At 39.7% G+C, this 20,324-nt stretch carries 9 protein-coding genes and 1 tRNA gene; 4 read left to right on the top strand and 6 right to left on the bottom strand.

Annotated features, from left to right (window positions below; genetic code table 11):
• Window position 1: 1 nt before the first annotated feature.
• The 5 genes from ABID99_RS11060 to ABID99_RS11040 all read right to left on the bottom strand — a co-directional run bounded on the left by ABID99_RS11060 (window position 2) and on the right by ABID99_RS11040 (window position 16,114).
• Complete coding sequence (locus ABID99_RS11060; protein WP_373615908.1) at window positions 2-6,148, bottom strand: DEAD/DEAH box helicase; 6,147 nt, start codon at window positions 6,146-6,148, stop codon at window positions 2-4.
• Window positions 6,149-6,288: 140 nt separating this feature from the next.
• Entirely contained in the window at window positions 6,289-11,109 is a 4,821-nt protein-coding gene (locus tag ABID99_RS11055) for an Eco57I restriction-modification methylase domain-containing protein (protein WP_373613722.1), read from the bottom strand.
• A 15-nt stretch (window positions 11,110-11,124) separates the two neighbouring features.
• On the bottom strand, window positions 11,125-13,965 hold the full coding sequence (locus ABID99_RS11050) for a helicase-related protein (RefSeq protein WP_373613721.1): 2,841 nt from the start codon (window positions 13,963-13,965) through the stop codon (window positions 11,125-11,127).
• A gap of 515 nt (window positions 13,966-14,480) precedes the next feature.
• Entirely contained in the window at window positions 14,481-15,818 is a 1,338-nt protein-coding gene (locus ABID99_RS11045) for a site-specific integrase (RefSeq protein WP_373613720.1), read from the bottom strand.
• Window positions 15,819-16,040: 222 nt separating this feature from the next.
• Window positions 16,041-16,114, bottom strand: a tRNA-Ile gene (locus ABID99_RS11040).
• Window positions 16,115-16,179: 65 nt separating this feature from the next.
• Between ABID99_RS11040 and ABID99_RS11035 the strand changes: the two genes are divergently transcribed.
• Window positions 16,180-16,812 carry an HAD family hydrolase gene (locus tag ABID99_RS11035; RefSeq protein ID WP_373613719.1) on the top strand — a complete coding sequence of 211 codons (633 nt, stop codon included), beginning with the start codon at window positions 16,180-16,182 and terminating at the stop codon, window positions 16,810-16,812.
• A gap of 32 nt (window positions 16,813-16,844) precedes the next feature.
• Here ABID99_RS11035 and ABID99_RS11030 read toward each other — a convergent pair whose 3' ends face one another.
• Window positions 16,845-18,047, bottom strand: coding sequence for a proline dehydrogenase family protein (locus ABID99_RS11030; protein ID WP_373613718.1), 1,203 nt, complete (start codon window positions 18,045-18,047; stop codon window positions 16,845-16,847).
• 58 nt (window positions 18,048-18,105) lie between these two features.
• Between ABID99_RS11030 and ABID99_RS11025 the strand changes: the two genes are divergently transcribed.
• From ABID99_RS11025 to ABID99_RS11015, 3 genes are read left to right on the top strand one after another with little or no spacing between them, the layout of a single operon-like run.
• A complete protein-coding gene (locus ABID99_RS11025) occupies window positions 18,106-18,312 on the top strand; it encodes an RNA-binding S4 domain-containing protein (RefSeq protein ID WP_090525828.1) in 207 nt (68 codons plus the stop codon).
• Between the two features lie 2 nt (window positions 18,313-18,314).
• The gene (gene aroB, locus ABID99_RS11020) at window positions 18,315-19,373 is read left to right on the top strand and encodes a 3-dehydroquinate synthase (protein WP_188832064.1); all 1,059 of its coding nucleotides are present in this window, start codon (window positions 18,315-18,317) and stop codon (window positions 19,371-19,373) included.
• A gap of 1 nt (window position 19,374) precedes the next feature.
• A complete protein-coding gene (locus ABID99_RS11015) occupies window positions 19,375-20,301 on the top strand; it encodes a sterol desaturase family protein (RefSeq protein WP_176629040.1) in 927 nt (308 codons plus the stop codon).
• Window positions 20,302-20,324: the final 23 nt, after the last annotated feature.

Here is a 20,324-nt window from a genome sequence, read left to right as displayed (position 1 = left end):
ATTATAAATTGTTAATGTTGAAATTTTCAATGGTATATTCCGTAAAACCTGATTCAATAAACTTTTTCCTGGATTCTTCATCAAAAGGGAGCATGAAGAACTTTGGCAACTCAGACCCCAATGTAGCCTGAGCGACAATTATTTCATCTTCCAGCAGTTCAAAATCATAATCAAAGTTAATAGCAATGCGTCTTTCTATTAACGCTTTAACTATTTCATGCAATTCATCTGCGAAAAGTTCCAATATCTGATTTATAGATTCTGTCGGTTCTTCTACCTTCAATTCCCTCTCTACTCCTTTGAAATCATGGAATTGCAATAAATTATACGTCTGCCAAAAAAGCTCCCAGTTTTCTTTATTATAGTCAGCATCGGGCAATTCATAAAAAATACCGGATTTTATGGCCAGCGTAACCGGATGCCCAAGGCAAATAATTTTTAATTCGTCTACGAATTTTAGATTATCGCATACTGCGAATTGATCAGGCTTAGATTGCTCAAAATTGAAATCTGCCTCCCGTCCCGATTCTAAAAAAGCATCTACCTGGTCAATTGCCAGGCATTTATTTAAGAGTTTGCTTTGTGCTGCAAATAATGGGATAGACGACCACAGCTTAACATCATAGTTAAAAAGAGGCTGTTTAAGAAAAATACAAAACCTCGAATAACTGTTCTGGTTCTTGATTAAGCTAAAATCAAAAGATTTTAGAAGCGGGTGTTTAGGCGCAATTCTTCCTATTGCTTCGAAATTTATTTGTCGAAAAAAGCTATCCTCTGTTTTATTAACAGCCAAATTTACAATGTCTTCCCATGAAAATACCCATTGATCATATCTGCCTGATAGGGTTATAGCATCCCGTATTTTCAAATCACCTAAAACGCGCTTATTTTCAGCTGTGGCATGAAATTTATAACCGTCTAAATAAACAACTATATCCTTTATTGCCTGAACCTGCTCAAATGTTTGTGCAACACCATTAATGGTTAATGACACGCATTTAAACAAACAATCTGGCCTTGTGGTGTATTTTACGCCGGTTAAATAATAACCTAAATTCTGTGGCCATATTTCGTAGCAAATCCGGTTATCCTGTTCAATTAAGGTGAGCCGGTATTTTTTTAATCCATTTTCAATCAGCTCCTCAAAATCACTATTGTGTTTGGCCTTGAAATCCCTTTGCAAAAGATCAATGAACCTTTCTTCTAATTCAGACTCCTCATTGTTGGCAATATGAGCAATATTAGTCAGGCTATTTACTTCATTCCATTCGTTAGATTTCTCAACAATGTCTTTAAATAAATTCTCCGCTTCAGCTCTGCTTAATATTTCCCTGTCATACTGATTAGCGTAAGTGTAGATACACTTATAACAACCATCTTTTCCCTCATCTTTGCAGGTACAATTCCTGATATGGTCGTAAGCGATATTCAGCAGCTTTGTAAATTCCTCTGTATTAAACAATCTTGATAAATAGCCAGTACCGCCGGGAATGCTTTCATACATTACCAGGTAACTTTCCTTTCGGCCGGATTCGGTATTGAACTCATCATAGGCTCTTATATTTACATGGTCTGGGTGACCTTTGAAATAGTCCTTCAATCCTAATAATAGGCCCGCTTTAAAAATAGAGACCTTCTCGGCCGTCCTAAAATCCTGCACAGGAAGTAATATTTTTAAAGCTTCGGTTTGAAAACTCCTATAGATGTATAACTCGTTAAAAGTTTCATCATTTTGTCCCTGGTAGTTGATTGCTCGGTTTGCACAATATCCAAAATGATATGACTTTTGACGGTTATCAAGCTCACGTTGCGTAAGCGGCCTTTCTGTGGCTTTCCCACAAGTTTTACAAACTACGAAACCGACCTCCGGATTTTCTTTATCATTGATAAATAGTTTTCTGCTTCCCCAAAACCCCTCTTCCCTAATGCCAGTATTCACTTCAAAATATTCGGCAGCCGAATAAAATTCAATACCAAAAGGTACCCGTTTTAAAACTTTAGCGCCTCTCGATGAACTTGGGTCTGTTTTTAGATGGACTGACTTAGTATAAAATTTACGTTCTCTATCATCTGAACTGTCGTTAATTTTAGATGATTCCCTATCGTTTACTGACAGTACTCCCTTAAGCTTTACTAAAGTCTTTTTATTTGCAAGGCTCCCCCATGAGTTATGCTGGCACTTTGGACATAATAGCTGGTCCCGCGGTACATCTACATCTAATTCCAGAGCATCACAATTGCTGCAAAAGCGCCACGTTTCATAATCATCCGCCGAAAATATTTCAAGTCCCTGCGATTCCAGCTTGTGTCCCTGGCTATAAAAAATATTTCCGGGGGCAAGCTCTGTGATGGCACTGGATGCCGGCCGTACAATTTCACCAAAATCTTCAACATGGTATCTTACGCCTGTTGGTTCTTCGACCTTAGATATTATTTGGGCATTAATATGTACCCCCGTTTCAGGAAAAGCATAGTTTGGCAGAATACCGATATTGGTTAGGTATTCAATGGTGTTTCTCTTGAAAATATTATCAATTGCGCCAGAAATCGCTTTATTTTCAGCTTTTAATGCTTCAGTTTCAGCGCCTGTGGCTGGAAGGTTTGCCAACTGTGCATTTACTTCCTTTCTTTTTTTATAATAGTACTCCAGTTCATCAAGTAATTGTCTGTGTATGGATTGCAGCGCCATGACCGGGTGATCAGCCTGCAAATCCATTTCAATCTGTTTAATAGCCTCTAAAGCATCCTCACTGATGTACTTTTCTTTAAAGTTTGCAAATAATTTGGCCTTATTTTTTGAAATAAAATCGGCAATCTGGTTAAATACGAAACGAGCATCACCTAAAGGAATGCTTTTTATTTTTAATGCTTTTACAAATGGTGGAATGTTATTGCTGTCATGAGCAGCGGATGCCCAGGTATCAAAGCAATAGGCCATAAAATGCCTGCGTAAAATATCCCTAGCACCCAAATAACATGAGGGTGTTCTGATGTCACCCGCCATCATGGCCATGGTATCTTCAAAGTAATATTGATCGTGCTCGTCGCGCCCGGCAAGATTTACGATGAGCGAGGTGCCCGAAGCCCGCCCTGCGCGACCAACCCTCTGTAAGTAATTTGAAGTTTCGGGAGGTATAGATGCATTAAAGGCAGTATTTAAATCACCGATATCAATACCCATCTCAAGAGTAGATGTGGCCACTAATACATTAGTGCTTTGGTAATTAGGCCTATTTTTAAAATCTATTTCAAGTTTCTCCCTTTTGTCCCTGTCAATCAATCCCGTGTGGTCTTTCGCAAATATTCTTAAAGCCCGACCCCTATTATACACCATGCGGTAATAATCGAACCCGTTTTCATTTTTAGTATATTTTCCCGGGCAACGGTGTTGTAAGCAAGCCATTCCCTCAACTAAATTGCCATTACCACTACCAACATTCAAATTATTGCCGCAAACGCTGCATTCAAATGAACTTACATCAGTTGTCAGGTATATTTGATCGGGATTTAAGCCAACGTTATTAATGCCTGCAGCAACTTTTTTGTCCAGTAATTTATTGGCCTCTAAGTATTCAAAAAGCTTTTGGTAGAAATCATTAATAAGTTCGGTTTCAGCTGATCCTACTGTATCAAAACATTTCAAAAACCAGGTGCTATACCAATTTTGCTTGCCGCCCTGCGTTTGAATAATCTCAAAAGCGGCAGTATTTGGACCGGGTGATAATGTTGCAAACTTTGGCAAACGCGAGTTCTTCCCAAAGTTTTTAATCAGGAAGTGCTTTTTATTTGTGTTTTGAGTAATTAGCCAGTAATTGGTTTTTTCTGATCTATATTTTTTTAAATACACATGGTCAACACCGCCTTTAAAACGTAAGCGATGTAAAAACCCCAATAGAAACTTGGCAAATGTGTCCTGATTGATGCGGCCATTAAGGGTTTCCTTTTCAATCCAATAACTCATTTGATTATAGACATCATCAAATTGGAGAATGTCAAATTCTACGGCAGAAGCCCCTGATTTTTCGAGTGTGCGGCCAATACCCGCGCTAAATGAAAATTCAGACCATATTTCCCAGCTTAACCTATTACTGAACTCCTGCAAAAAGGGTTTCGAAAACGACTTGTCCTTTTGCCTATAGTCATCAATTTTTATCCGGCTTTCGCAATCTGGAGGCAGGTATTTAAAAATGAAGGCATCTTCAGGCTTTGATTCATTAAGTAATTTTTGACGCCATAATTTTTCAAATTCAGGGTAAAGTTCAGTTAAAGTTATACTGCCATCGTGTGCCTTTAAAACACTTTGAATAGCGTGCCGCATTCCGAAACGATAGTTCCGGCTTTCAATAAAACCAGCCTGGTGGGCAGCATCCTGCACAGCATTGGTAAAAGCGAGCAGTTTTCTGTCATGATCTGCTGCCGGATCTGTTGCCGTTGCCATCAACTGTGCAGCAATAATCGATTCTAAAGTCGGCAGACCTGTACCGATCAGTGCAAGCGTATTTCTGGAATTGCAATGCGGGCATATCTTTTCAATTCTGTCGTCAACCTGCCTTCTTACGCCTATTATTTTAAAATAATTGTCAGCTTCCTTTTTATCTGATAATTCTAAGGTTTCGGGGTTAATATAATCCCCAATTTTATCAGTAGGGCTATAGTCATCAGCGAAAACATTTGCAACAGATTGTCCTTCTAATGAAGAAATAAAGTACACATTCTTATTTTGCCTTTCAGCCATAAAGAGGGTGCGTATCTTTGTCAAATCATTTTCTAAATAATCATTCCCTTCTTTTTTTACAGCAAGCCAGCCCGAACCGCCGCAGTCACGACAATAATAAGGGGGTAATGATTTTATTTTTTCATTTGGGTTTAAATCGCTCTGCCATGCAAACAACGGGTAAGGCTGCATTTTTTTGAGGATTCGGTGTAAACTACGTATCCAATAACTGGTTTGAAAGAAAACAAACGGGGTATATTGATTTCCCGATTGCTCTTTTGCGTATGACAATATGCCCGTTAACGATTGCAGAAGCTTAAAACCTTCATGATAGTTTAGTGTTCCCTCCGAAAAGCACCTTGTTATCCAATAGGTGGTTGTTTCTTCTAATTCAACAACGCCTTTACTGGTTAGTTCGACCAGTTGCAGTAGCCATTTATTTTTTTTGAGCTGGTTTAACAGTACTTCCGGCTCATTTGAATATCCCCATAAATTTAGCTGTCGCTCAACATACGTTTCATATTCGTCAGCTTCATAAAAATCGCATTGGTTTATTTTGCCCAGGTCAAAGGCTGGCACCTCCAATGCTTCATCGAAAAACATTTCCGGTTCTATTCTTTTCTCCTCAATAACAGCGCTGCTATCTACATCAATCCCAAAGATCAGAGAGAAAAACTTTACCAGCTCTTCTTTTCCTTCATCGCCGCCAGCCATTGTTGCCGACGTGCCAACAGGAACTAACTGATCATTACCAATATTTAATTTAAGCTTTAAACGCCTGATGAGGCTAGCCACATCCGATCCTTTTGCGCCGTCATAAGTATGCAATTCATCCAATACAATAAATTTCAGCAGCAAGCTATCTGCATAATTATACTTCCATAGGTTATGATACCGGGCTATCATGAGCGAATAATCCAACATTTTAAAGTTGGTTAATATGATATCCGGAGGTGCCTGTATTAAGGTATCACGGTCTTCAATTATCCGCTGTTCTTCCATACGGGTGGGCCTGTCCTTTGCCTTGTTTCTACCTTCACCTATAAACAGGCCTGCCCTTATTTTGTCGCGTAATACATATTCGCCCGAGGGACTTTTATAATTGTGAATGGCTTGTGCCAAGCGCCTTGCCTGGTCCGTGGCGAGGGCGTTCATGGGGTATAAAATAACAGCCTTTATGCCGGGCTTGCCTATATTTTTATAGCAATAGTCCAACAAAGGGTATAAAAAACTTTCTGTTTTTCCAGAACCCGTTCCTGTTGTTAAAATTACAGGCTGGGGTTGATTATTTTGAGTTGTCAACCGTTTAAAGGCCTCGTACTGGTGCCGGTAGGGTGGAAAGTTTGGGGCAATGGTTAGTACTTCGGCAAGGTTAACTTCTTTTTCTATACGCTCAAAGGGTAGCCTTATTTGTATATAAGGGCCTTTAAACATTCCATGGCGCTTATTATATAAAAAATCTTCAAAAGCCTGCTCAACTTTTTTATCATCAAAGTTATAGGTAGCTTTCAGGTACTCAACAACCGCGTTTCTTATTTCCTCTGCCTGTAGTAGTGATAACATGTATAAGCGCTTTAGTTGTTAGGTGTAGCGGTAGCTAATTCATCACTAGCAAACACGTTTTCAAAATGTGCCCAGGCGGTTTTATAATCTTCAACCCGGTCGCATTTATCAAAGGGCGCATAGTAGGTTATTTTCTGGCCCTGGTATAATTCGCTTTTGGTAATGGTATGTTCGTATGTATCGCCATCCTTAAGGGTGCGCTGCATGGGGTTAACTTCGGTTGTTGCTTTATCCCATTCGGCTCTGTCTAAACCAACCCCAGTGAGGCCTTTGCTGCAGGTGAAAATAATGTTTCCTTTGGAATCATACCAGGTATCGTCCTCGTTCTGTTGCAACACAGGGAACTGCACATTATAAATAAGGCTCAACTCGGCAAGCGTAAGGTCTAACGCCATAGCTGTTATTACATCAATCTCTACCAAAGCCAACCGACGCTCGTACCAATTTCGGAGCGGTGTATGCCATTCCCATTCTTTAGTTAGGGTATTAAATGGTTTTAACCTTTCATCGTTCTTACTCCATTCATCTTGCCTATAAACCCCCTGCCAGTTTTCTTCCCATAGCGGCGCATAGTATTTGTTAAGGCAGTTAAGCAATAAGGTGCGGCTAAATAGTTTCGGTTTAAACTTCGCTTCAATCCCCAAAGGAAATGCAGTGATTCTGCTTTCACCTAAATTAGAAGCGCCAACAGTTTTGATGAAGAAATCTAAGATTAGAGATGAGCAAAGCCCCTGCGCTTCAATCAAATCGACCGTGTGTTTCAGGACAAGTGATATCACACCATGGATATGACTTGTTTTAGGTGGCAAAATTGCACAGGTTAATGTTCTTTCCCCTGCTTGACTAAGCATTTTCCTAAATCCAATTTTATAGTACTCTATCCATTTATCATTATCAAAAGCTTTTATCAATGACGGGAATGCGCTTGTATGTTCATCAGGAATATAGTTTGTTCTCGAGGTGTAATCTGCATCTATCTTTGATAAATCAATAGTGTTATAATCGGCTTTTTCGACGCAAATCTTTTTGGGCGTTTTATATAACGGATTACTTACAAAAAAATGTGGCCCGCTGTAAACCATTTCAAATTTCGAAATATCAGGGTATTGGGTTTTTCTTTTAATTATTCCAGCGTTCGCATCGTTGGTTTCATGCCATCCCTCGGATATTTTTAATTCGTAATTTTGAACGGATGTTTTAAATCCGCTTAACTTTTCTAAAACTTTCAATATAGTAGCTGAATGTATTGATACTAACTTGGCAGACTTGCCATCATTTGTATTTTCAAATGTTCGTGAAAGTATTTTTAATTTATCTTCATTGAAGTGAACAATGCGGTCTTTATGCGGTTGAACATTCCAGCTAAAACCATCTTCGTCATCTCCCTTCACTTTAATACCTCCACATATGCCTTTTCCGTCATGAATAAAGCTACCGGCGATGGTTGCTGGATGAAAAATATTGTTGATAGACTTAAAGGATATCGCGGCGGTAGTCCCTGAATAAATTTGGATGCCATATTTTTCACGGTGGGCAACCTCGGCAAAAAGATTAAAAGCATTCTGAAATTGAAAATGATATTTTAAACGTTGATACATTTCCCGCCGTAAAGGTTTGGCATTAGGGTCGTCATAAACTCCTTCAGGATGTAACAAGCCCATGTACCCTTGTGGTGCTGTTAAAGAAAAGCCGTCCTCTAAAACGCATTTGTATAAATTGGTTTGCTGCCCTGTAAGCAACGGGTAATTTTGATAGGCATTCATAAATTGGGCTGAACTTTCAATACCAACAAGCTCGTTATAATAACCGCTTTTTTGGCTTGCTATTGATAAATAAGCCTCTTGCATTTTTTTAACCTGTGGTGCGGTAGTCTTCCTAATCAATATTTCAGGAAATTGCTCTGCAATAACATCTTTTTCTTCAAACTGCAATTTTAACCACGGCGGGTTGCCCACTATCACATCAAAACCGCCCTTATCCTTAAACACTTCCAAAAACTCCAGTTCATGGTGAAAAAAGCGATTTTCTTCGCGCAGGATGCCTATGGTTTGTATGCGGCTGTCGCTACCAAATAAAGTCCATTGGCTTGCTGCATTTTTTTTAATGTTGGCTAAAATCTCGGGTGCGCCCGCATTTTCAGCCAATCCGGAGAGATCAATACCTAAAATATTTTCAACCTCATTGTACCACTCATTCCTATTGGGGAAATCAGCAGCGTTGCGGGCATCCCAAAACCAAAGGCTGCACCAATAGTCCATCACCATACGCAGCTTATAAAAAGGGGCGCTGCGGGCATTTCGGCTTTCGGCCAGGCGTTCCTTTTCATCGTAACCTTTAATCGCTGTTTGCGGCGCATTTTGCCCGTACACGGCATATGCACTGGTGGTATCCTTTATAATTCCTTTTATCTGCTTGTAATGCTCTTCCAGCAGGGTATCAATTACCTTGCAAAGCTTCTCCAAGCGCTTACATTCAAGGCTGGTTAGTGGTTGTTTAAACTCTTTCTTACGTTCGGTTATTGCCTTTTTTTCGAGGTCGCTTAGGTCTTCTTTTATTAAACTAAGGCTTGCAGAGGCAAGCATATTTTCGTCAGGCAATAAAAAATGATAAAACTGACCAGGTTTACGTGTTAGGTTTCCTTTTTTATCCCATTTAACACGCTTGGGTGACTTTGTCCACCAAGCTTTGGGGATAAGTGTATTACGTTGTTTTGTAGTGCCTTCTTTGGGGTATTCCGCTGTTACATCTTCCGAATCGTAAACTTTTAGCCAGCAGCCCACAACCGCATTACCCACACCTAAACGGTGCGCAAAAAATGGCGTTTCCATATTGCGGTGCATACAATTAAGCCACAACGAAAGCTTGCCCAGTTCAACAGCGGTGGGGTTTAAATCCACCCCGTACACATTATTTGCAGCTATATAGGCTTTTACTTTTTGCAGTTCGTCATTGTAACTTCCCGGCACTATGCGTTTGCGGCCTTTTCTAACTGCTTCGGTTTCTTTTAATTCCAAATAAGCATCCGCCAATTGGTTAATGGCCTCGTTATGAAAAGCCGCGGCACCCATAGCTGGTTCCAGTATTTTGAGCGATAATATTTCATCCGCACAGTCCTCACCAGCTTCCTGTCTTTCCTTCAACTTATCAATAATGCCCTTTAGCGTATATTTTACGGTTGTTTGGGTAAGTACTTCGGGTGTATAATACGAGGCCGATTTTTTCCTGTCTCGTCCATTCAGGCGATAAACAAAATGGCCTTTGGGTAATTGCTTATCGTATTTGGGATTATCCGGATCTTTTAATATTTCTTCTTCCTTAAATTCATCCCGCCTGATCAACGGCACCAAAAAAGTTCCTTCTTTACCATCCGGGTCGTCCGCCGCCTTTACCTCAATTAAAGTATCAGCTGCAAAAAATCCGCTAAAGGCAAGCAAACTTTCGTACACACTGCCTAATTGATTGATACCTAAGTTGCCGTAGGATATCCGGCCCCGGCTTTTGCCTTTACTTTGATCACTTAACGATAAACTCTTTATAATTTGCTGTAAAACGATATTGCGAAACTGTACACCTAACAAGTGTTTCAGTTCGCCATTATCAAACAAGGGCGAATCCAAAGGTTTCATCTCAAAACCCTTGCCAGCTTTTTTGACACCGTTATGCAGGTAATCGAATAATTTCCATAAGCTGATGGAAAAGAAATGCCCTTCTTTCGATGAATCTGTACCAAGATGAACAAACTCAAGGTCGCGAAGCATCTCAAGGCTATAACCTTTTTGGTAGATAGTATCTTTAACCGGTAATATTTCTAAATCTTCCCTTGCTTCTGCATAAAACAAAAACAGCAGGCGATATACCATGGTTAGACATTCATCTTTTAATTCCTTCGCAAATTTTTCATCGGCCATAAATTTTTCAATGACCTCTTTATCTTCTAAGGTTTTGGCATTTTTCTTCTTATACCAAATGGCTTCATTTGCCAAACTCTCCACAGCAAAAATTACCCCTTTTTTTAGATTTTGAGTTACACCGTAAGCCGCCTTATGTGCATCTTCGTCCAACGATTGCAGCAAACTGTCGGTATTGCCTAAAAAATTAGGTTTTGCCAGCAGGGCATAAAACAATGCCAGATAATCACGATTGGCAGAGATTTGAGATTCAAGGAAAAGTTCTTCCAGGTCGAACAATAAAAAACTATCATATTTCCATTTCTCGAAATGAATTAAGAAAATTTTTGCTCCGGCAAGCATGATCACATATACCGGGCGTTCGTCTTCGGGCAATAGAAACAATTCGGACAGCGCATCTTTAATTACATCAGGATTTAAGGTAATATCTCCCCACGCTTCCGGAAAAACCTTTTCCCACTCGTCTTTTACCCAGGTTTGGTCGTAAATACCTTCGGGCGCCTTTTCACCTTCATGAACGATGGCTTTCATTTCCATGATAAACAAATAAGGTTTTCCGCCTTTGGTATAATTGTAGCGTACCGGTATTACCTGGGTATCATCAAGGTAAACCGGCTGGTTATATTCTGGAGTGCCATTGATATAACCAAGCGCCTGCAATACTTCCCGATGAAAATCGTGAGTGCGTTTTACTTTATCTTTTACACGTTGTATGTTGAATAAATCATTTTTAAAGCGATAGTATTTTTCACGAAGAGGAGAAATAAGCGCATTTATTTCGGATAGATGATTACCTGTGTCCTTTCCATCACTATCTTTTTTCTGCGTAACATAGCCAGCCTTATCAAACACTTTTTTGGGGAAATTATCCGTAAAAAAGTGTTGTGAATAGTAATCGCCAATATTTTCTATAAACCTGATCATTCTCTTATTAAATCGTTACGCGTTATAAAACACTGCCAGCAAACGCAAATACGGGTCTTCTTCTAACTGAAAAAAAGTTTTGTAAAACTCGTCAGTCTCCTTATGCACATAATCTATATCTTTTTTTCGCTTATCCTTATGTGAGCGACCCGCGCCGGCGCTATCATCCCCAAATTGTAAATCTAACTGGCGTTCCGAGTTTTGCAGCCACTTGTTCAACTTTCTTTCGTAAACGGTTAGCCTGTCTTCAATATCATCAACCAAATTACCCTGTAACTGCTGCGTGTACAAACGCTTTGCAGATGAGACCGCATCAAATAACATAGCTTGCACAATGTCCAAATGCGCTTGTTCAATTTCCAGGGTTGGCAAATCGTCGAATAACCGGTAATGGCTAACAAAATCGTCAAAGCTATCCAGGTTGCCTACATCCCTGCCAATAAAAGACCGGCCAATCACAAATGATTTTGACAAAATTGCCTGCCCCTTGCCATTGGAGCTTATTCCCTGGAATATAAACCATGCCGATTTATCAGGCAAGGGACTGCGCATCCGGGCCACAGGAGCATTCCCTTTATCAATGCGGGCCAATATTTTATACTGCAACCATCGGGCTAAAGGATGCATGTCATAAAGTAATTGGTGCGTCGGCCAGCCTTCTTTTTTTCGCGCCCTCTCTATCGATTTTTCAACCGCTTCTTTATCACAGGTAAGTTTAAATGTATCCCTTTTATCGGGGAAAGCTTCATCCGGAATATCATATAGTACCCCTTGGGATTCGCCACGTTTGCCACAAAGTTCTTCAGTTTGAACAAACTCAATTAATTGATCCATCGGGTCAACTGATATTTTATCGCGCAGCTTTTCATCTACTGATTTTAATTCATCAATGACCGTGGAATAGTACTGGAAATCAGTAGAATAAAAAGAGCTGTGCGGCTTTTCAAAAATATTTTCTTTTGATAATTCAGTTTCTTCTGATACATCATAGACCGCATTCCAATCAATTTCGTCGTCCTTCTGTTTTTTGTCGAGTATGGTTATATCTCCTTTAACAAAAGCCCTGGTTACCAGCTTTTCTTCTTTATTGGTGTCATAAAGCATCCAAAGGCTTGCAGCGTCACCCAGCGTTTTATATACTTCTTCTTCTTTTTCCTTTAATTTATCCAGTATCCTAAAATCGTCTTTAATTGCCGGATTATCCGATTTTGAAATAAGGTAATAGATGTAAGGTGTATTTTTTTGCCCGAACCGATCTATCCTGCCATTGCGTTGTTCCAGTGTTATAATAGACCATGGAATATCATAATTAAACATCTTGTGGCAATGATAGTGCAAGTTAACCCCCTGGCTTCCTGCGTCAGATGTCAGGAACAAGCGGATAGGGCTTTCTTCCTTTGAAAACTTTTCGATAATGTCCTGTTGCTCGGTATCGGTTAAGCTACCATTAAACTGAACTATTGCAGCTTCATCAATGTTAAATGCGGCTTTCAGGTTTTTTTCAAGGTAATCGAGAGTCTTTCTTCTTTCAGTAAAAATGATGATCCGGTCGTCCGTTTTCCTGCCTTTCCAACCCGATGCCTTTAATTGAGCAATAAGTTCAGCTAACTTTCCGTCTGCATTAATTTTTAGAATGTTGTCCAGTTGAGCCTTTAATCCAAGTAAGAAACTTTTAGTTACCTCTTCATCAATTTGTTTTTCCAGCCGGTTGCTTATCGTTTCCAGACATGCAGAAGGAGAAGACATGTACGATTTGAATAAGCCTATAGTAAAAAGTAGTGAACCATCGCTCATATTTCCGTTTGCTTTATCAAAGGCTTCACTTTTAGCGTGTTGGATTTGTTCAATCACACTTTCCTCTTCGGGAAATAATGAAGCGTGAAAGCTGGTAGTTACCCGGTCACGAAAGGAATCTCCTACCTCATTTTCAACGTCCTTTTTAAATCTGCGCACATACAGTGGTGTAATATCTTCTGCTGTAAATTCCCCATTATAAGGAATGGCAGTTGGATCGAGCAATGTAATCAAGTTGGCAAAGTTTTTCTTCTTGCCGTTATGTGGTGTAGCAGAAGTAAGCACCAGTGCTTCACATCTTTGCGATAAAAATTTGGCCAGTTTACCGCGGTCGCTGCCTTCATTTGCAACTGTGTGACACTCATCTATTACGATAATGTCCCATTTGATCTTTTCAAGATAATGCCTGAATTTACCATTGTTTTTAAGGGTATCGACGGATACAATTACCTTATCATAATAATCAAATGGATTCTTGTTGGAGGGTATAATGGTACTTATTCGTGCAACCCCCTGACTATCCAACCGTACCAACGGAATTGAAAAACGCGACCATACTTCTTGTTGAAATTGGGAAAGTATAGATTTGGGAGTAACTACTAAAATTCGCTGGCCCTTTCCCCGGCGAATCATTTCTGTAAGGAAAATCCCTACCTCAATAGTTTTACCTAATCCTACAGCATCTGCAATAAGAATTCGGGGTTTGGGTAGCTTTAAGGCCTTTATAGTTGGTGTAAATTGATAAGTGCTTGGCCGGATTGCGGCTTTGTTCGCTATCTCAATTCCTTCAGAAAAGAAAGACGAGTTACGCAAAACAGTTTCTATAAAAAGTTTCGATTTGCGATATCCATTGGAATTATCAGCAACGAGCTTAGTTGATTCTGGCGTAATAACATCAAAATCCTCCAAACTGAGATCAAACGTAAAACGCATCCCTTTCACCAATTCGGAAATACCTTCAACTTCAATTATATCTTTTTCTACATGAGTTACCAAAAAGTCTTCATCCCGTAAAGAAAGACGTATTCCGGCTGCTATGTTGTGCGTTTTTGTTTCTAACATTTATCTGTTTAGGTAATTCCCCGTAATTGGTTGTGAGATTTCCTTTGATATATTGTGAAGTAATGGAAATTAATCAAATTTTCACAATGCACGAAGCTAAATAAAAAGCTTAGAATTATAATAAGTAGTATTACTCGATTGTAAATACGAATTTGAAAATATTTGTAATTAATATTGATACTATAGCGCTACTCGAGCATATTTTCAATTATGATGATGATAATTCAGGCACGAAATGATTTTTCTGTCTCCCGAACAAATCTACCCTACTTATAAATATTATAATTCGATCCCGATTTGGATTAAAATTTTTTTTTAAAGCGAACAAAAGCCGGAAGATGCTTTTAATTATCTACTAGTCTTTCGAACAAAATACCATAGAAATAAAATCCAAACTCCAAACCCTATGATAAATAAGGGTAACTTATTTGCCGACGTTGTGGCGGCAAGAAATGCCCCTGTAGCTACAATACAGGTAAGGCAAAACAAAATGAATGTTTTCATATTCAGTAATATTATGCGCTTACGAGACGCATGGTTTTACGGTGTTCTATCGGGTCACTTAATTCCTTAATTTTAGTTGTTTGTGGCTTGGCTGGTTTCGGTTTATTCAATCCTCTGAAAAACTTCATTACAGCTGCCTGTACTTTATCAACGATACTCCAGTCTTTTTCGATATAAATGTCCGTGATTTTGTGATCACCGTCTACATGGTTTAAGGCTTCTGCAATACTATCTTTATCCATTTGGCATTTATTTCTTGCAATGGTCGCAAAGGTATGCCGCGCCCAATAAAAGGTAATATCTGGCACGCCCGTTATAGTACGCAATTGTTGCATTCCCTTGCTTAACGCTGTATCCAATCCATTATAGGTACTGTATCTGTCCTGCAATTTACCTATGTATTTTTCAAGCAATGGCCTTGCTTCCGGAACAATCTTTATACTTATAAATGCATCATCATCACGAAGACCACTTGTTTTTGAGCGGTTGTATTCTAACCTTGTGCTTTCCGGATCATAGCTATTGAGGTTGTAGAAATCTACAGCGTTCATCCCGCACATATAAAAGCTTAGCATAAATAAATCCCTGGCCAATTCTGCGCGGCTTTCGGGGTTTACCGTACACTTTTTAAGTTTATTGACCTGCTCAGCTGAAATATTTCTTTTTTTGGTTTTTGGAGGTGCGCCGATCTTATAAACCTTGAACGGATAATGTTTGATTTTAATAACGCCGATGTCCTCATTATTATAGATCTTTCTGGCCTCATTGAATAGCGTACGCAAATCGCGCATGTGGGAGTAAATACCTCCGGTTTGCATACCTTTTTCTGTTGTTGTTACTTCCTTACCTAATTGGTTAACCCGCACCATTGTACGGTCGGTTTGCAACCATTTTTCGTACGCGAATAGCATACCGGAATTGATCTCTAAAATTGAAACGCTTTGCTTTTTAAAATAGTCAATTAGGCTGTTTCGGACAGCCCGATGATTATCTGCGGTTCCATCTCTTTTAGCTTTCCGTAACGAAGCTATGTGCTGGGCGCAAAAGGCAATAAAGTCTACCTCTTTGTCTTTGTTAATTAAATACGCTTTTAAATCATCACAGGTAAAAAAGTCCAATTTTGGAGCAAGATCGCCAATGGTCTTTCGATAATCCGTTAGCGCATCGTCTAAGGATTTAAGAATATGCTTATCCTTAATTTTTAAGTTCTCATCCAGTTGCCGAGCCGTTACATATTGGTTGGTTTCGATAAACCGGCGGACATCTTTGTGAAAGACTTTAATTTGTACATGGAAGGTTCCATCTTCCCTTTTAAATTGGTCATAAACCACAGCATTTACAGTTGCCATAATCTTGTTTTTTTTAGGCCACGTAAAAAACGTCATGACGGAATAGTGACGGTTTTACGTGAAGTTCAACAAATAATTATGCAAGTCCTGACGTTGTGAAGTTTTTACGGTGTCAGCGCCGTGGAATAAATCCGACTCAAAGATATTAAAAAAAGGCCGTTTCCGTTACAGAAACGGCCTTTTTACCGGAGAAAAACAGGGCCATTGCTGTCTGTTTTCTTGTGCGCCCACCTGGGCTCGAACCAGGGACCAAAAGATTATGAGTCTTCTACTCTAACCGACTGAGCTATAGGCGCGGTTATTTTGTTTTTGTTTGCGGGTGCAATTTTACATATTTGCGGCCATATCTCAAACTCTTTTTATGGAAAATATTAAAAATATCATCTTCGATTATGGTAACGTTATTTTCAGTATCGACTTTCTCCGGGTTCAACAATCTTGGAATCAATTAGGTATAAGTAACCCCGAAGCGTTTTTTGGCCACAAAACCCAGGATGAAATTTTTGATAAATTTGATCGTGGCGAAGTTACCGCGGCACAATTCAGGGATTACGTAAGGGAAAAAACCAACAACCTTTCCCTGACGGATGATCAGATTGATGCCGCATGGAACAGTATCCTGGTCGGAATTGCCGAAGGAAATCACGAATTACTGTTAAAGCTGAAAGACAAATACCGTACTTTTTTGCTTAGCAATATTAACGCTATCCATTATGATTATATCATGAACTATCTTAAAACCGATTTCGGTTTTGAAGGAAACGATCACCTGTTCGAAAAAACATATTACTCGCACCTTACAGGCAAGCGCAAGCCAGAGCCTGCCATTTTTGAACAGGTACTTAAGGAGAATAATTTAAAACCCGAAGAAACCTTATTTATTGACGATAGTCCGCAGCATTTGGAGGCCGCAAAAAAGTTGGGTATCCAAACCTTTCTAATGACAACTCCAGATACCATACAGTCCTTTGCAAAAAGAGAGCAATTAATTTAATAAATGCCCTCTTTGTATGGTAGTTTTATAAGTTAAGCGCTTCGGCGCTTTCTTTCTTTTGTAATTAGACTCAACTCGCGGCTCATTTGCCCGGCTATAGCTGTATTTTCCTGTGCACGGCGAAATAAATATGGCAGTACAGCCTTTACCGGTCCATAAGGCACGTATTTGGCTACATTATAATCGGCATGGGCCAGGTTAAAACTTAAGTTATCGCTCATGCCAAGCAATTGCGAAAAATAAACATGCGGATGTTTATGATCAATACCTTTATTGTCCAGTAATTCGGCCAGCAAACGGCAACTTTCTTCATTATGTGTACCTGCAATAAAAGCTATTTCATTGATATGACTTGTACAATAATCAAGCGCCGAATCATAATCAAGATCAGCAGATTTTTTATCGGGCTGAATTGGCGATGGGTAGCCCTTTTCTTCGGCACGTTTACGTTCTTTTTCCATGTAAGCACCGCGTACTATTTTTGCTCCCAATATAAAACCTTCGCTTTGAGCGATGGCATGATCATTTAACATCGAGGCCAGTTTATCATGCCTGTACATTTGATAGGTATTATAAACTATCGGCTTTTGCTTGTTAAATTGGGTCATCATGGTAAGCGCTAAAAGATCAATAGTATCCTGAATCCAGCTTTCTTCAGCATCTATCATTACAGGCACGTTGTTTTTGAACGCTTTATCACAAATAGCCAGTACACGGTTTTGTATCCTTCTCCACTCCTCTTCTTCGGTATCGTTCAATTTAACACGGGCATCCAATTTTTCAAGGAGGCCAAAACGTCCCACCCCCGTTACTTTAAATACGGTAAGAGGGATCGCTTTGTCTTTGGCAGCGCGGTCAATGGTACGGATAATCTCATCGCGGGTATTATCAAATACGGTTTCTTCCTCTTCACCTTCTACCGAGTAGTCCAAAATGGTACCCACCCTGCCGCTATAAAGGTTTTTGATGGTATAATCACATTCGGCAATAGTTTCGCCGCCGCAAAAATGTTTAAATATGGTAGCTTTGATAATATTCCTTATCGGCAAACCTATCTTCATGGCAAAATTGGTAACCGGTGGGCCTATCTTTACCAAAAAGTTAATATTGATCATCCTGAACAACCAGTAGGCACGGTTCAGATCGGTATTGGATGAATGGCGAAAAGCTATTTCTGTATTTTCGAACGAGGGCGTATTTCGTCCTTGATTATTGTTAGTTTCAAAAGAGGTCATCTGCAAAATTATAAAATGATAACTCATAATTGCATGAATAGTTTATTTTTGCCATCCCATGATCGAATTTAAGTTAGAAGGGGACTTTATCCCCATGATCCAGCTACTCAAGGCTGCGAACTTAGTGCAAACCGGCGGCGAGGCGCAAATAGTTGTAACTGAAGGCCTCGTGAAGTACAATGGTGTAGTTGACTACAGAAAACGCCTCAAAGTAAAAAGAGGTGACACGGTTGAGTTCGATGGAAATAAAATTATAGTCATATAATAATGAACACTATTTTAAGCGATAATTACTCGGTTTATTTTGATAATAGCCTTGATAAATTAGTTGATTTTGTTAAAAAAGGCAACTATTCAAAATTCTTTATTTTAACCGACGAAAATACAGGCGAACACTGCCTGCCCTTACTTACCAGCAAACTTAAAGATTTTAATAATTACGACCTGATCGAGATTTCGTCGGGAGAGGAAAGCAAAAACATTGATTTTTGTGTGGGCGTTTGGAAAATGCTGATTGACTTTGGTGCCGATCGTAAAAGCCTCATGATTAACTTAGGTGGCGGTGTTATTACAGACATGGGTGGCTTTGCCGCTTCTACCTATAAAAGAGGGATAGATTTTGTACAGGTGCCAACTACCCTCCTTTCACAGGTTGATGCCTCTGTGGGCGGCAAAACAGGTATCGATGTTGACGGCATAAAAAATATTATCGGGACATTTACTATGCCTAAAGCTGTGTTTATAGCGCACGAGTTTTTACAAAGCCTTCCGCCTCGCCAGATCCTTTCGGGTTTGGCCGAAATGCTGAAACATGGTTTAATTGTTGATGCCAGTTATTGGAATCAACTTAAAAACAGCGACCTGAAAAACCCTTCGGTTGAGCTTGTTCACCGCTCCGTAGAAATCAAGAATGAAATCACCATTGAGGATCCGCATGAGAAAGGTATCCGCAAGGCGTTAAACTTTGGGCATACTATCGGGCACGCGGTTGAAACATACTCTTTATTACATGACGAAGACAGCCTTTCGCACGGTGAAGCAGTAGCTATCGGCATGATCTGCGAATCATACCTCGCCCACAAAAAAACAGGGTTGCCTTCAGAAGAACTTCATGAAATTGTAAAGGTATTGACCGATCTTTATCCGAGGTATACCATCAACGAAGACAGTTTTGACGAACTGCTGTTGAATATGAAAAAGGACAAAAAGAACATTGGAGACGAAATTAATTGCACCCTGTTAACACATATAGGTGAGTTTAGTATTGATAATGTGTGCACCGCCCACGAACTTTGTGAAAGTTTAAGATATTACATTAACCTGTAACATGTTTCAGCATTTAGATCCGCGAAATCAGGCGGCCCTTGTTTTAATGGGCTTATTGGTTGTTTTAACGCTTGTTGAAATGGCTCTGAGCTATTGGGAAGATCGCAAGTACTATCAAACCCGCGATACGTTAACCAATATTTATCTTACTTCGCTGGCCGTTATTACTAATCTCTGCGTTAAGGTATTTACCTTTTTTATACTTGATTATACCTACCAGCATTACAGGCTTTTTCAAATTCAGAATGTTTTTTGGTACTGGTTTGTGTTGGTTGTTGTACAGGACTTTTTATACTGGGTACTGCATTATACGGGGCATTACTGCCGTATGTTTTGGGCAATGCATGTTACCCATCATTCGTCCGAGCATTTTAACTTCACCACGGGCTTTCGGTCAACAGTATTTGAACCGCTTTACCGGGTATTCTTTTACCTCCCGCTTGCTTTAATGGGCTTTACCGCTTTAGATATCCTGTACGCATACCTTATTACCCAGCTTTATGGCAATCTGGTGCATACGCAGTACAAAATTCCCTTGCCAAAATGGTATGGGTGGATTTTTGTAACGCCCGCGCATCACCGCGTTCACCATGCTTCAAACATCCCTTATCTTGACAAAAATATGGGAATGGTGCTTATCATCTGGGATAGGCTATTCGGCACTTTCCGTGATGAAGATTTGCCCGAGCCTGTTAAATATGGCCTGACCAAACAACCGGAAGATATGGGACCGGTAAACGTTTTGTTCCATGAATGGAAAGCCCTGCTGCATGATGTAAAAAATGCCCCCGATCTTAAATCAAAAATCAGCTATTTCCTAAATCCACCGGGCTGGAGCCATGACGGCAGTACACAAACTGCGCGTGTGCTGCAACGTGAATATAAGGCAATGGAAGGGGCTCATAGAAAACACGAAACTGCCGCATAACAATATTATATTTGGCGTGACAC

It is taken from the genome of Mucilaginibacter sp. OAE612, assembly GCF_041806395.1.
In the GTDB taxonomy this organism is placed as follows: Bacteria; Bacteroidota; Bacteroidia; order Sphingobacteriales; family Sphingobacteriaceae; genus Mucilaginibacter; species Mucilaginibacter rubeus.
This window is presented reverse-complemented; position numbering and strand designations above follow the sequence as displayed.

Excerpts from the sequence above, each read along its gene's own strand:
- ABID99_RS11060 (WP_373615908.1), bottom strand. The coding sequence starts at position 6,148 with ATGTTTAAAGGCCCTTATATACAAATAAGGCTACCCTTTGAGCGTATA.
- ABID99_RS11055 (WP_373613722.1), bottom strand. The coding sequence starts at position 11,109 with ATGATCAGGTTTATAGAAAATATTGGCGATTACTATTCACAACACTTT.
- ABID99_RS11050 (WP_373613721.1), bottom strand. The coding sequence starts at position 13,965 with ATGTTAGAAACAAAAACGCACAACATAGCAGCCGGAATACGTCTTTCT.
- ABID99_RS11045 (WP_373613720.1), bottom strand. The coding sequence starts at position 15,818 with ATGGCAACTGTAAATGCTGTGGTTTATGACCAATTTAAAAGGGAAGAT.
- ABID99_RS11035 (WP_373613719.1), top strand. The coding sequence starts at position 16,180 with ATGGAAAATATTAAAAATATCATCTTCGATTATGGTAACGTTATTTTC.
- ABID99_RS11030 (WP_373613718.1), bottom strand. The coding sequence starts at position 18,047 with ATGACCTCTTTTGAAACTAACAATAATCAAGGACGAAATACGCCCTCG.
- ABID99_RS11025 (WP_090525828.1), top strand. The coding sequence starts at position 18,106 with ATGATCGAATTTAAGTTAGAAGGGGACTTTATCCCCATGATCCAGCTA.
- aroB (WP_188832064.1), top strand. The coding sequence starts at position 18,315 with ATGAACACTATTTTAAGCGATAATTACTCGGTTTATTTTGATAATAGC.
- ABID99_RS11015 (WP_176629040.1), top strand. The coding sequence starts at position 19,375 with ATGTTTCAGCATTTAGATCCGCGAAATCAGGCGGCCCTTGTTTTAATG.